Source organism: Kitasatospora sp. NPDC086009 (genome assembly GCF_044540385.1).
In the GTDB taxonomy this organism is placed as follows: domain Bacteria; phylum Actinomycetota; class Actinomycetes; order Streptomycetales; family Streptomycetaceae; genus Kitasatospora.
The window spans coordinates 56,933-69,881 of record NZ_JBITSA010000012.1; the positions used below are offsets into that span (position 1 = coordinate 56,933).

Consider the following 12,949-nt stretch of genomic DNA (forward strand, 5'->3'; position numbering starts at 1 on the left):
GCCGTTGGGCGAGGGTCTTTCACTTGGAGCCCCCATGCGGAATCGAACCGCAGACCTTCTCCTTACCATGGAGACGCTCTACCGACTGAGCTATAGGGGCGAACCGGTCGAACAAGGAAGACATTACACGGCCGACGGCCCGGAAGGGAAATCGGCTCCGACCACCCGATCGAGGACATCCGACCCCCTCGCCGACCCCCCGCCCGAGGGCGCCGCGACGGCGCCGTACAGCCGGTCAGGCGTCGGTGTGAGCCCCGTCGAACACCTCGCGCGCGGCGAGCATCTCCGCGGTCCGCTCCTCCGTCCAGCGACCGACCGGCGCCAGCAGCGCGGACAGCTCCCGGCCGAGCGACAGCAGGTCGTAGACCACCCGCGGCGGCGTCTCGGGGTACACCGTGCGCCGCACCAGGCCGTTGCGCTCCAGGGTGCGCAACGACTGGGTGAGCATCTTGCGGCTGACCCCGTCCACCGCGCGCTGCAGCTCGGAGAACCGCTGCGGACCGAACTCGCCGAGGCTCATCAGGATCAGCATCGTCCACTTGTCCGCCAGGTCCGCGAGCATGGCGCGGCTCGGACAGAGCTGGGCGAAGACATCGAGGTCCTGGGCCTGCTCCGGCCCGGCCGGGGACCACTCCTGCGTCGTCATGCCCTCCAGGGTAGCCCTTCGGTCTCCAATCCATTCTTGGTAACTTCTGGAGACCTGGTCTACATTAGAGACCATTGGACGGGGCGGCGCCGAGCCGCCGTCCCCGGCCTCCCCTGCCGTCCCCTTTCACGCGTCCCACCGAGGAGCACCCAGCCATGACCGCCATCCGCCCCACCGTCGCCATCGCCTACCACTCCGGCTACGGCCACACCGCCGTCATCGCCGAGGCCGTGGCCCGCGGCGCCGCCGCGAGCGGTGCCGAGGTCGTCACCGTCGCCGTCGACACCATCACCGAGGAGCAGTGGGCCCGGCTGGACGCCGCGGACGCGATCGTCTTCGGCTCGCCCACCTACATGGGCACCGCCTCCGGCGCCTTCCACGTCTTCGCCGAGGCCAGCAGCAAGCGCTGGTTCGGCGACGCCTGGCTGGACAAGGTCGCCGCCGGCTTCACCAACTCCGCCTCCAAGAGCGGCGACAAGTCCGGCACCCTCGGCTTCTTCCAGACCCTCGCCGCCCAGCACGGCATGAACTGGGTCAACCTGGGCCTCAAGCCGGGCTGGAACTCCTCGACCGGCACCGAGCACGACCTCAACCGCCTCGGCTTCTTCGCCGGCGCCGCCGCCTCCACCCCGTCCGACGGCGGCACCGACGCCGTCCACCTGGCCGACATCGCCACCGCCGAGCACCTCGGTGACCGCGTCGCCAAGCACACCGCGATCCTGCTGGCCGGCCGGGCCGCCCTGACCCCCGTCGCCGCCTGACAGTGAGCCACCCGGGGTGCCGAGCCGGGCACCAGGCGCGGCACCACCACCGCGCGCTACGCCGCCGGGTCCGCCCCCAGGACGGGCGCCCGGCGGCGTCCGCCGTCGGCCCCGGCCGGCGCGAGGTCCGTCCCGCTGGTCTCCGGCAGCAGCCGCAGGCAGCAGAGCGACACCAGCCCCAGCGCCGCCAGGTACCAGCCGACCGGCTCCGCCGTCCCGTAGGCGTCGGTCAGCCTGGTCGCGATCAGCGGCGTCGTCGCACCGCCCACCACCCCGCCCAGGTTGTACGTCAGCGCGGCGCCGGTGTACCGCACCCGGGTCGGGAACAGCTCCGGCAGGTACGCCGCCAGCGGCCCGAGCAGGCACCCCAGCACCACCATCGACCCGGCCAGGGCCAGGAACATCAGCGGCCGGCTCACCGTCTCCAGCAGCGGGAACAGCAGCAGCGACCAGAACACCGCGAGCCCCGTCGCCCCCTGCAGCATCCGCCGGCGCCCCCACCGGTCACTGCGCCGGGCACTCACCCAGACCGTCACGGCCTGACCCGCGACGCCCGTCAGCAGTATCGACAGCACCACCGTGCCGGGCACCCCGAGCCCGGTCGTCGCGTACGCCAGGGCGTACGTGGTGGTCAGGTAGAACAGCGCGTACCCGACGGTGATCGCCCCGCAGCCGATCAGCACCGTCCGCCAGTGCCCGCGCAGGACCTCCAGCACCGGCGGCCGCGTCCGCACCTCACCGACCCGGAACAGCGGCGTCTCCTCGATCCGCAGCCGCACGAACATCCCCATCGCCACCAGCGCCAGCGACGCCAGGAACGGCACCCGCCAGCCCCAGCCGTGGAACGACCGCTCGCTCAGCGTCAGTTGGAGCACCAGGAAGATGCCGTTGGCGAGCGCGAAGCCGATGGTCGGCCCCAGTTGCAGGAACGCCCCGTACCGCCCGCGCCGCCCGGCCGGCGCGTTCTCCGCGATCAGCAACGCGGCCCCGCCCCACTCCCCGCCGAGCCCGACGCCCTGGCAGACCCGCAGCAGCACCAGCGCGGCCGGCGCCCACCACCCCCACGCCCCGTACCCCGGCAGCACACCGACCACCGCCGTCGACAGGCCCATCAGCAGCAGCGACACCACCAGGGTGGCCCGTCGCCCCAGCCGGTCCCCGAAGTGCCCGAACACCACCGCCCCCAGCGGCCGGGCCAGGAACGCCACCGCGTACACCGAGAACGCCGCCAGCAGCGCTCCCACCGTGCCCAGGCCCGGGAAGAACACCCCGCCGAAGACCAGCGCGGCCGCCGTCCCGTAGATGAAGAAGTCGTAGAACTCGATCGCCGTACCGATCAGCGCCGCCGCCGCGGCCCTGCGCAACTGCGCCGACCGGCGGGCTTCCTGCGTATCCATACCGCCACCCTGGCGACCCCCGCACCCCCGCGACAGCGCCCACCCGGGTGACGACGGCGCACAACCGGCACCTCACGCCCGCCCCGCACCACGGCCACCACCGACGACGACTGCCCGGCCACCGGGGCTCACCCCAGCGGCCGGGCAGTCGGACCGTCTCCCCTAGCGGGCGTACGGATTGTCGCTCGGCGGAGCCGGCGGCCCGTACGACGGCGGCCCCGGCGGCACCCCGGGCCCGGCCTGCGGCGGAGCCTGCGGGTACCCCACCGGAGCGGGCGGCGCCTCGACGGCCGGCGCGGCGGTGGCCGCCCCGCGCCGGCGCAGCACCAGGAACACCACGCCCGCCACGAGCACCAGCCCGACCACCACGGCGACGACGATCGGCAGCGCACTGCCGGAGTCGGACGCCTCGGCGGCGGGCGGCTGCGCGGCCGGCGGGGCCGCCACGGGGGCACTGTTCGCGGTCTGCGGCGCGCTCGCCGCCGCCGAAGCACCGGTGGACGCGCTCGCCGAGGGCGACGGGGCGGCCGACGGCGAAGCCGGGGGGGCCTCGACGGCCTTCTCGGGGATCGGGGACACGTCCGCCGGCCCCGGGTCCCCCGGCGTGGTCAGCGCGATCCGGGGCCGGACCGCGCCGTAGCCGACGTTGTCGGCCCGGGCGGCGCCGTCACTCGGCTTCCCCGCGGTGTTGATGAGCACCCGCAGCACCTGGTTGGCGGTCCAGTCGGGGTGCACCGCCCAGACCAGCGCAGCCGACGCGGAGACCAGCGCGGTCGCGTCGGAGGTGCCGTGGCTCTTGCAGTACCCGGTCTGGCCCGTGCAGGCGTCGACCATATCCATACCGGGCGCGACAAGATCGACCTGCGGCCCCTGCTCCGACTCCGACGTCACCACACCGTTCCGGTCGACCGCACCCACCCCCACGACACCGGGCAGACCGCCGGGGTACTCGACCAGGTTCCCGCTCTGAGCGGAGTTCCCGACGCTGGCGACCACCAGCGAGCCCTTCGCGTTCGCACCGGCGATCACCCGGTTCAGTTTGGCCACGTCGTCCGGAGAGGTACTGGGGGCGGCCATGCCCTGCGAGATGTTGATGACCTTGGCGCCCTGCTCGACGGCGAAGGTGATGGCCTGACCGATCTGGTCGAGGAAGTCCGCCGAGGTGACGGCACCCTCGTTGCCGTTCCGGATCTTCAGCGGAAGGATCTTGGCCCCGGGCGCCAGACCGTAGGCCCCGTTGCCCCCCATGCCCTTCCCGGATCCCGCGATGAGACTGGCCATCTGCGTGCCGTGGCCGGTGGCCGAGGCACCCACTCCGCCCGGAAGGCCGCTGAAGTCCTTACCCGGTAGCAACTGCCCCACCAGGTCCGGGTGATCCAGCTTGAACCCGCCCTCGATCACCGCGACCGTGACGCCCTGCCCCTTCGAGGTCTGCCACATCTCCGGCGCACGCATGGCATCCAGGTGCCACTGGTCGTTCCGGATCGAACCCTCCGCAGCGGCCGGAACCACGGCTGGGCCCACTACAACGCCTGAGGCCAGCAGCGCCACGGCGAACATTCGCCCACCGACCCGTACATCCGTTCGCCGCATCACGACTCCTCGTTGTCTCCCCGTCACCGAGGACCATGCCCCGGACAGGTCTGCCCGGCCACCGGGGGAGCCCAGTGGCCGGGCAGTCGTCACAGTCCTACTCAATCACGCCCGGATTGCTCTGCGGCGTACCGCTCGTCCAGGTCTCCTCGTCCTCGTGCAGGTAGTCCGCACGCTTGCGGCGGTCGCGCTCGCTCTTGCCCGCGTGACCCGACATGCCGGGACCGCCCGCCATGCCGTTCTGGCCCGAGCGCGGCCCGTTCTCCCCGCCCGCACCGCCCGTGGCACCCGCCCGGCTCCGCAGGCCCGTGCCACCGGGAGTGAACGCACCCCCCGCGGCCGGACCCTTGGTCCCGCCGACCGTGCCACCAGTGGTCGAGGTCAGGCCCCGACCGCGCGAGCTGCCACCGGAGGCTCCGCCACCGTGACCGCCGCCCATGCCCGGGTGCATACCACCGCCCGAACCGCCCATGCCGTTGCCGGCCGCGGACCGACCGCTGCCGCCCTGGGCCTCACGCGATCCGAAGGGCTGTCCGCCGCCGGGCAGCCCGGACGGGGTTCCCTTCGGGGGGACCGATCCGCCACCGCCACCGAACGGGTTCGTCCGGCCCGAGGTCGGAATGGTCGGGCTGCTCCCCTTCGGGGGGAGCGAACCGCCACCGGGGCCGAAGGGGTTGAACGGCAGGGGCCCGCCGGGCTGACCGCCGGGGCCGACCGGAAGCCCGTGCGTACCTCCCGGGCCGTTCGGCGGGAAACCGCCGGGCCCGGTCGGCGCCACCGGACCGGTGGGAGAGGTGGGCAGGGTGGGCACGCTGTCGATGCCGGTCCCCGGTCGGTGGATCACCGGAGACGACGGGTCGGGCGTCGGCCCCGGGATGCCCGGGTCACCCGGCAGCGGCACCGGCGTCGGGCCGGGGCGCGGCGGGACCGGGTCGATGTGCCCGGGCCCGGTCGGGACCGGCGCGGGCGGACGGGGGGTCACCGAGCCGCCGCCTCCGCCCCCGGGCGGCGGGCTGTAGCTCCCACCACCGCCGCCGCCCCCGTTGGGGTTGGGGGCGTAGTGGCTGGAGCCCGTCCCGCCGCCACCACCACCGGGCACATAGTCCGACGAACTGTCGCGGTCACCCCCCTGGCCCGGAGTCCCCGGCAGGGGCGGCAGCTCCAGCGAGTTCAGCTTCGTGGTCGCCGCCTCGTAGGCCTGCCCCAGCTTCACCATCTGGTTGATGGCTTCCTGGTGCTCCTGGTCGACCTTCTTCTTCGCCGCCGCGGCCTCGGTCGCGGTGACCCAGTTGGAGTCGACCTTCTTCATGATCTGGTCGGCGGAACTGCCCACACCGCCGTACTTGATCTCCAGCAGCGGGGTGATGGTGGGGCACGGCTGGCTGTTGTGCTTGTTGACCGTCTCGACCTCGGCCTTGGGGACGTCGGGCACCGCGGTCTTGGCCGTGCTGAGCGCCTCGCCCGCCTGGTGCATGGCATCGCCCGCGCCGGTGGAGTAGTCCCCGATCAGCGCCGCCGACTTGTGGAAGTTCCCGGCCCAGGTCTTGAAGCTCTCGGCGGCCGGCCCCTCCCAGGAGATCTGGTCGACATGCGCCTTGAGTGCCTGGCTGAGCTCCTTCAGGACCTTGCCGGCCGCCTGCAGCTGGGTACCCCGGCTGAGGACCTTGCCGGGGTCGGTGCCGGCGACCATGGCCTTGAGCTCTTCGTGCTTCTTGCCTTCGAAGTCTGTTCCGCCTGCCATTACTTACTCCCCGTCCTACCGAAACTCCTGCCCCTGACCGGCATCAGAAGGCCACCTTCGGGCCCGGCCCGTTCGGCCCCGCCGCCGGGTTGACCACACCGGCGTTCTTCGCGACCGCCTGCTGGGCGGCCGTGGTGTTCTCCTCGTTGCCGGCGTAGTTGCCCGCCGTCTGCGCGACCGCCGTCTTCATCGCCTCGATCTGGGAGACGAAGTCCTTGTGCAGCTTGACCAGGGCGTCGTGGGTCTTCCCGTACGCGGCCGTCAGGTCGGTGGACTGCGTGAAGCCCTTGCCGAAGTTGTCCGCGTGCAGCCGCTGTTCCTGGAGCTTGTAGGGCGCGGCCTCCGAGCCCTCCATCGCCTGGAGCAGCGCCTCGATCTTCTTCGCGAAGGCGGTCAGCGTGTCCAGCTCGATCTTGACGTTCTTGCTTCCGAAGGCGGACACCAGCGCCGAGGCGCTGACGTTCGTCTCCACGGCCCGGACGACGTTGTCGACCACGCCGAACATGCCGCCGAACCAGCCGCCGCCATGGGTCCCGAGCGTGAACGGCTTGTCGTCCGGAGGCGCCGTCACGCCGTTCGTCCCGGCTTCTCCGCCTACAGGTGCGTCAGCCACCGCAAATCCACCTCTCCCCCGCGTGCGGGGCGGCCCGTGGGCCGCCGCACCGCAACACACCGTCAACTTCTCGGTCTTACAGTCGTACTCGGCGTACCGCCCGCCGTCCGGACAGCAGTCGCCTGAGCCATCGTAGCCACCTGCTCCGTCAGGTCGGCAGGGCCGGTGCCCCAGGGGCGTGCGATCGGTACGAACTTGACACGTACAGGCCCCGGCGGCCCCGCCCGGCCGACCGCTAGACTGGCCGGGTCCGGTTCGGCCGGGTACGACCTCATCTGCCGCGCAATGTCGCACAGCAGCGACCCTCCGCCCCGCCCACCCGCGTGCGAGGCGGCCCGCAGCGGAATGGATGTGATCACGTGCCGTCCCGGTCGTCCGGTCCCGTTCGGCGGAGCACCCCCTGGTGGGCGCGGGCCGCCCGTCCGGCCCGGCCCCCGCTGCCGCTCGCGCCGACGGTGCGCGCGGCGGTCGGCATGGCGGTGCCGCTCGCGCTCGGGCTGCTCTCCCACCACCTGGACCTCGGCGTCTTCGCGGGTCTCGGCGCGATGCACGCCACCATGAACGACCGCGTCGAGCCCACCCGGCTGCGCGCTCCGCGGATCGCCTCGGCGGTGTCCGCCTCCGCGCTCGGCATGCTGATCGGCACCGCCCTGCAGGAGTTCCACCCCCGGGGGCTCCTGTCGACCGCCCTGGCCATCGGTGCGGCGCTCACCGCCACGGCGTTCGTGTCCGGGGCGCTGAGCGCCACCGGGCCGCGCGGGTCCGCGGCGGGGATGCTGCTGCTGGTCTCCGCCGCGCTGGGGAGCGGGATGCCGCTCGCCCGGCCGTGGTGGGCGGCCGCGCCGATGATGCTGGCCGGGGCCGCCTTCGTGGTCCTGCTCGGCCTGCCGGGCCGCAGCCACCGCCGCCCGCGCGCCGACCCGCGGACCCGGGCGCTCGCCGCCGCGTACGACGCGCTCGGCGCCACCCTGGCCGACCTGGGCACCCCGCGGGGCGCCGCGTCGCGCCAGGTCCTGACGGCCCGTCTGAACCAGCTCCAGGACCTCTTCCCGCCGCCTCGCCCCGGGGTGCCCGAGGCCCCCCGCACCGTCCGGCTCCGCCGGATGTACGAGGCGGCGCTCGCGGCCACCGAGGCGGCGAGCGGACTGCTCTGGGCCTGGCGGCCCGTCCCGCCGGAGGCCGCCGCCGTCCCCGGGCTCCTCGCCCGGGCCGTGGAGCGCGGCGGCGGCGAGGTGGCGGTGCCCGACTGGCAGCCCGACACGCCGTCCCGGCAGGCGCTGGACGCGGCCCTGCGGGCGGCCGCCGAGACCGTCGCCGGGCGCGAGGCCGCCCTGGGGACGGCGCCACCGCCGCCCCCGGACCCGTGGCGGCTGCGCGTGCGGCTGCTCTCCCGGGAGTCGGTCCGGTACGGCCTGCGGGTGGCGCTCTGCATCGCGGTCGGCTCGGCCGCCACCGCCTCGTTGCCGCTCAGCAAGAGCTACTGGGTGCCGATGACGATCGCCTTCGTGCTCAAGCCGGACCTCGGCTCGGTGTTCCTGCGCGCGGTCAGCCGCTCGGTCGGCACCGTACTGGGGGTGGCGGTGACGGCGGGGGTGCTCCTGCTCACCACCGACGCGTGGGCGCTGACCGTGATCGCCGCGCTCTGCGTGGCCCTGCTGCCGTACGCGACGGCGGCGCACTACGGCCTGAACACCGTCGCCATCACCCCGATGGCGCTGATCCTGCTCCAGCTCGGCGGGCAGAGCGGCGCGGCCGAGTTCTGGCCCCGGGTCCTGGACACCGCGCTCGCGAGTGCGATCGTGCTGCTGTTCGGCTACCTGCTCTGGCCGGAACGCCCGCGCCACCGGATCGAGCCCCGTCTGGTCGACGCGACGGCCGCGCTCCACGCCTACCTCGCCTCGGTCACCGGAGAGACCCGGCCGATCCAGGCCGCCGCCACCCAGACCCCCGCCACCACGCACGCCCCCGCCACCGCACAAGCCCCCGCCACCCCGGTCGCCGAGGTCTGGCTCCGCCGCACCGCCTACCGCGCCCTCGCCGACGCCCGCCGGGAGGTGCAGCAGGGTCTCACCGAGCCGCCGCCCACCGGCCGGCTCGCCGAACGGTGGCTGCCCGCGACCGCCGCGCTGGAGCGCCTCAGCGGCGCCGTGGCGGCGTACGCGGCACAGATCCGGTACGGCGGCCGGGTCCCCGACCCGGGCGAGGTGGAGCGGGTCCGACGGGCCCTGGACGACCTCACCGCGGCCGCCCGCGCGCACCGGCCGCCGACCCGGCCGGCGGCCCGTCCGACCCGGCCGCACGACCCGGCGCGCAGCGCGCTGGGCCGTGCGGCGGACGAACTCGAAGCGCTCCTCGGCGACCGAGGCCGACCAACCTGACCGGGCCGACCGGCCACCCGCCCTCGACCGGCTGGGCCGGCCCGACCCGCCGGCCCGCCCGACCGGCCCGCCAGGCCCTCAGACCTGCTCGGCCAGCTCCATCCAGCTCATCTCCAGCTCCTCCTTCTCCTCCCGAACACCGCGCAGCTCGGTGTCCAGCTCCGCGACCTTGGAGAAATCGGCGGCGTGCTCGGCCAGTTGGGCGTGCAGCTTGGCCTCCTTCTGGTCCAGCTTGGCGATCTGCCGCTCCAGCTTCTGCATCTCCTTCTTCGCCGCCCGCACGTCCCCGGCGGACGGGCCGGCCGACGCCGCCGCCACGACGCCGGCCGCGGCCGCCGGCACCGCGGCGGCCGCCATCCGGGCGCGCCGCTCCAGGTACTCGTCGACGCCGTTGGGCAGCATCCGCAGCTTCTTGTCACCGAGCAGCGCGTGCACCACGTCCGTGGTGCGCTCGATGAAGAACCGGTCGTGGCTGATCACGACCATCGAGCCGGGCCAGCCGTCGAGCAGGTCCTCCAGCTGGTTCAGCGTCTCGATGTCGAGGTCGTTGGTGGGCTCGTCGAGGAACAGCACGTTGGGCTCGTCCATCAGCAGCCGGAGCAGCTGCAGCCGCCGCCGCTCGCCGCCGGAGAGGTCGCCGACCGGCGTCCACTGCTTGTCCTTGCCGAAGCCGAACTGCTCGCAGAGCTGACCGGCGCTCATCTCCCGGCCCTTGCCGAGGTCCACCCGGGAGCGCACCTGCTCGACCGCCTGCAGCACCCGGGTCTCCGGCTCCAGCTCGGCGACCTCCTGCGAGAGGTAGGCCAGCCGGACCGTCTTGCCGACCTTGATCACACCGGAGGCGGGCTGCACGTCGCCCTCCGAGGCGTACGCGTCGCGCATCGCCCGCAGCAGCGAGGTCTTGCCGGCGCCGTTGACGCCGAGCAGGCCGATCCGGTCGCCGGGGCCGAGCTGCCAGGTCAGGTTCTCCAGGAGCAGCTTCGGGCCGGCCGTGACGGTCACGCCCTCCAGCTCGAAGACGGTGCGGCCGAGCCGCGCGTTGGCGAACTTCATCAGCTCGCTCTTGTCCCGCGGGTCCGGCACGTCGGCGATCAGGGCGTTGGCGGCCTCGATCCGGTAGCGCGGCTTGGAGGTCCGGGCGGGGGCGCCGCGGCGCAGCCAGGCCAGCTCCTTGCGGGCGAGGTTCTGGCGCTTCTGCTCCTCGGTGGCCTCGATCCGGGTGCGCTCGGCGCGGGCGAAGACGTAGTCGGAGTAGCCGCCCTCGTACTCGTGCACCGCGCCGTGCTGGACGTCCCACATCCGGGTGCAGACCTGGTCCAGGAACCAGCGGTCGTGGGTGACGCAGACGAGCGCGGAACGGCGGTTCTGGAGGTGCTTGGCGAGCCAGGCGATGCCCTCGACGTCGAGGTGGTTGGTGGGCTCGTCCAGGACGATCAGGTCCGGCGAGCCGAGCAGCAGCCTGGCGAGGGCGATCCGGCGGCGCTCGCCACCGGAGAGCGGGCCGATCACGGTGTCCAGGCCCTCGGCGAAGCCGGGCAGGTCGAGGCCGCCGAAGAGGCCCTCGATGATGTCGCGGATCCGCGCGTCGCCGAGCCACTCGTGGTCGGCCCGGCCGGCGATCACCTCGTGCCGGATGGTGGCCTTCGGGTCGAGCGAGTCGTGCTGGGTGAGGACGGCCATCTCCACCCCGCCGGCGTGGGTGATCCGCCCGCCGTCCGGCTCCTCCAGCTTGGCGAGCATCCGGATCAGGGTGGTCTTGCCGTCCCCGTTGCGGCCGACGACGCCGATCCGGTCCCCTTCACTGACGCCGAGGCTGACCCCGTCCAGAAGGGCCCGGGTGCCGTAGACCTTCGTGACGGACTCGATGGTGGCGAGGTTGACGGCCACGTGTGCTGCGCTCCTGGATTCGGCGGTCGGGGCCGCGCCGATCTCCCGGTACGCACCCCATTCGGGGTCGCCCCGATCTCCCCAGCCTAACGGGGATGCCGGCGGGGCCCGCTACGGCAGTACGCCAGCCCCCGGGACCGGGCCGTACGTCGCGTGCGCGGTGCGGCAGGTGCCGGACTCGCGCAGGGCCTCGGCGACGGCGGCCGCCGCCTCGGCGTCCTTGGCCAGGAAGGCGCAGGTGGGGCCGGAGCCGGAGACCAGGGCGCCGAGGGCGCCGGCCTCGGTGCCGGCCCGCAGGGTCGCGGCGAGCGACGGGCGCAGCGAGAGGGCGGCCGACTGGAGGTCGTTGGCGAGCGCACCGGCCAGCGCGACGGGGTCACCGTCGGCGAGGGCGGCGAGCAGGGCGGGGTCGGCGTCGGGGGTGGGCACCTCGGTGTCGCCGGAGCCGGTGCCGGCCTCCTCCCGGAGGCGGTCGCACTCGCGGAAGACGGCGGGGGTGGAGAGTCCGCCGTCGGCGACGGCGAAGACCCAGTGGAAGGTCCCGGTGACGGGCAGCGGGTCCAGGATCTCGCCGCGTCCCCGGCCCAGGGCGACGCCGCCGAGGAGGGCGAACGGCACGTCGGAGCCGAGTTCGGCGGCCAGTTCCAGCAGCGTCCCGGCGGGGGTGCCGAGCTCCCACAGCGCGTCGCAGGCCACCAGGGCGGCGGCGCCGTCGGCGCTGCCGCCGGCCATCCCGCCGGCCACCGGGATGGCCTTGGCGATGTGCAGCCGCACGTCCGGCTCGCCGAGGCCGTGCCGGGCAGCGAGCAGCCGGGCCGCGCGGGCGGCGAGGTTGCTGCCGTCGAGCGGGACGGCGGCCGCGTCGGGGCCGGAGCAGGTGAGGGTGACGCCCTCGCCCGGCCCGGCGGCGCTCGCCGTCACCTCGTCGCCGAGGGCGACCGCGAAGAAGACGTTGGCCAGGTCGTGGAAGCCGTCGGCGCGCAGCCCGCCGACTCCCAGCTGGACGTTGACCTTGGCGGGCACGCGTACCGTGATCACTCGGACTCCGGCTTCACGGGCTTGTGCTCGGCGATGGCGGCGAACTGCTCCACCGTCAGCATCTCGCCGCGCAGCTTGTGGTCGATGCCGGCGCCGGCGAGCGCCTGCTCGGCCGCGGCCGGGGAGCCGGCCCAGCCGGCGAGGGCGGCGCGCAGGGTCTTGCGGCGCTGGGCGAACGCGGCGTCGACGACGGCGAACACCTCGGTGCGGCTCGCGGTGGTCCGCGGCGGATCGCGGCGGATCAGCGAGACGAGCCCGGAGTCGACGTTCGGCGCGGGCCAGAACACGTTGCGCCCGATGGCGCCGGCCCGCTTCACCTCGGCGTACCAGTTGGCCTTGACCGAGGGGACGCCGTACACCTTGTTGCCGGGCTTGGCGGCGAGCCGGTCGGCGACCTCGCTCTGCACCATCACCAGGGTGCGCTCGATGCTGGGGAAGGTCGCCAGCATGTGCAGCAGCACGGGGACGGCCACGTTGTAGGGCAGGTTGGCGACCAGCGCGGTGGGCGGCGGGCCGGGCAGCTCGGTGACCTCCATGGCGTCGCTGAGTACCAGGTCGAAGGCGTCCGCCTTGCCGGGGAGCCGGGCGGCGACGGTGTCCGGCAGGTGCCGCGCCAGCACCGGGTCGATCTCGACCGCGGTGACGTGCCGCGCGACCTCCAGCAGCGCCAGCGTCAGCGACCCGAGCCCGGGCCCGACCTCCACCACGGAGTCCTCGGCCGTCACCCCGCCCGCCCGGACGATCCGCCGGACGGTGTTGCCGTCGATGACGAAGTTCTGCCCGCGCTGCTTGGTCGGCTTCACACCGAACGCGGCGGCCAGCTCCCGCACGTCGGCGGCGCCCAGCAGGTGGATGTCAGAGGTGGGATCGGTGGTGCTCACGCGCCAAGGATACG

The 12,949-nt window shown here is 74.0% G+C and carries 10 protein-coding genes and 1 tRNA gene; 2 read left to right on the top strand and 9 right to left on the bottom strand.

The window, feature by feature from the left end; all coding sequences use genetic code 11:
• Positions 1 to 24: 24 nt before the first annotated feature.
• Both ACIF6L_RS25285 and ACIF6L_RS25290 read right to left on the bottom strand, forming a co-directional pair.
• A tRNA-Thr gene (locus tag ACIF6L_RS25285) sits at positions 25 to 100 on the bottom strand.
• A 135-nt stretch (positions 101 to 235) separates the two neighbouring features.
• Complete coding sequence (locus ACIF6L_RS25290) at positions 236 to 646, bottom strand: winged helix-turn-helix transcriptional regulator (RefSeq protein ID WP_396488718.1); 411 nt, start codon at positions 644 to 646, stop codon at positions 236 to 238.
• Between the two features lie 155 nt (positions 647 to 801).
• On the opposite strand from ACIF6L_RS25290, the gene ACIF6L_RS25295 reads away from it, so the two are divergent.
• Positions 802 to 1,407: a flavodoxin family protein gene (locus ACIF6L_RS25295; protein WP_329489306.1), complete on the top strand. Its 606-nt coding sequence runs from the start codon at positions 802 to 804 to the stop codon at positions 1,405 to 1,407.
• A gap of 56 nt (positions 1,408 to 1,463) precedes the next feature.
• On the opposite strand, the gene ACIF6L_RS25300 is transcribed toward ACIF6L_RS25295, so the two are convergent.
• The 4 genes from ACIF6L_RS25300 to ACIF6L_RS25315 form a co-directional block, all read right to left on the bottom strand.
• Positions 1,464 to 2,804, bottom strand: coding sequence for an MFS transporter (locus ACIF6L_RS25300; protein ID WP_396488720.1), 1,341 nt, complete (start codon positions 2,802 to 2,804; stop codon positions 1,464 to 1,466).
• 162 nt (positions 2,805 to 2,966) lie between these two features.
• Entirely contained in the window at positions 2,967 to 4,259 is a 1,293-nt protein-coding gene (locus ACIF6L_RS25305; protein ID WP_359803693.1) for a S8 family serine peptidase, read from the bottom strand.
• Positions 4,260 to 4,494: 235 nt separating this feature from the next.
• Positions 4,495 to 6,138 carry a WXG100 family type VII secretion target gene (locus ACIF6L_RS25310; protein WP_396488722.1) on the bottom strand — a complete coding sequence of 548 codons (1,644 nt, stop codon included), beginning with the start codon at positions 6,136 to 6,138 and terminating at the stop codon, positions 4,495 to 4,497.
• A 43-nt stretch (positions 6,139 to 6,181) separates the two neighbouring features.
• Positions 6,182 to 6,709, bottom strand: a complete 528-nt coding sequence (locus ACIF6L_RS25315) for a hypothetical protein (RefSeq protein WP_329489302.1) — start codon at positions 6,707 to 6,709, stop codon at positions 6,182 to 6,184.
• 515 nt (positions 6,710 to 7,224) lie between these two features.
• Here ACIF6L_RS25315 and ACIF6L_RS25320 point away from each other — a divergent pair.
• On the top strand, positions 7,225 to 9,129 hold the full coding sequence (locus ACIF6L_RS25320; RefSeq protein WP_396488724.1) for an FUSC family protein: 1,905 nt from the start codon (positions 7,225 to 7,227) through the stop codon (positions 9,127 to 9,129).
• A gap of 78 nt (positions 9,130 to 9,207) precedes the next feature.
• On the opposite strand, the gene ACIF6L_RS25325 is transcribed toward ACIF6L_RS25320, so the two are convergent.
• The 3 genes from ACIF6L_RS25325 to rsmA form a co-directional block, all read right to left on the bottom strand.
• On the bottom strand, positions 9,208 to 11,016 hold the full coding sequence (locus ACIF6L_RS25325; protein ID WP_359803698.1) for an ABC-F family ATP-binding cassette domain-containing protein: 1,809 nt from the start codon (positions 11,014 to 11,016) through the stop codon (positions 9,208 to 9,210).
• Positions 11,017 to 11,127: 111 nt separating this feature from the next.
• Complete coding sequence (locus ACIF6L_RS25330; RefSeq protein WP_396488727.1) at positions 11,128 to 12,054, bottom strand: 4-(cytidine 5'-diphospho)-2-C-methyl-D-erythritol kinase; 927 nt, start codon at positions 12,052 to 12,054, stop codon at positions 11,128 to 11,130.
• A complete protein-coding gene (gene rsmA / locus ACIF6L_RS25335; RefSeq protein ID WP_329489298.1) occupies positions 12,051 to 12,935 on the bottom strand; it encodes a 16S rRNA (adenine(1518)-N(6)/adenine(1519)-N(6))-dimethyltransferase RsmA in 885 nt (294 codons plus the stop codon). The genes ACIF6L_RS25330 and rsmA overlap by 4 nt, the downstream gene beginning before the upstream one ends.
• Between the last annotated feature and the right edge of the window lie 14 nt (positions 12,936 to 12,949).

Bases quoted from the DNA above. Each gene is read 5' to 3' on its own strand.
- ACIF6L_RS25290 (WP_396488718.1), bottom strand. From the start codon at position 646: ATGACGACGCAGGAGTGGTCCCCGGCCGGGCCGGAGCAGGCCCAGGAC.
- ACIF6L_RS25295 (WP_329489306.1), top strand. From the start codon at position 802: ATGACCGCCATCCGCCCCACCGTCGCCATCGCCTACCACTCCGGCTAC.
- ACIF6L_RS25300 (WP_396488720.1), bottom strand. From the start codon at position 2,804: ATGGATACGCAGGAAGCCCGCCGGTCGGCGCAGTTGCGCAGGGCCGCG.
- ACIF6L_RS25305 (WP_359803693.1), bottom strand. From the start codon at position 4,259: ATGCGTGCGCCGGAGATGTGGCAGACCTCGAAGGGGCAGGGCGTCACG.
- ACIF6L_RS25310 (WP_396488722.1), bottom strand. From the start codon at position 6,138: ATGGCAGGCGGAACAGACTTCGAAGGCAAGAAGCACGAAGAGCTCAAG.
- ACIF6L_RS25320 (WP_396488724.1), top strand. From the start codon at position 7,225: ATGGCGGTGCCGCTCGCGCTCGGGCTGCTCTCCCACCACCTGGACCTC.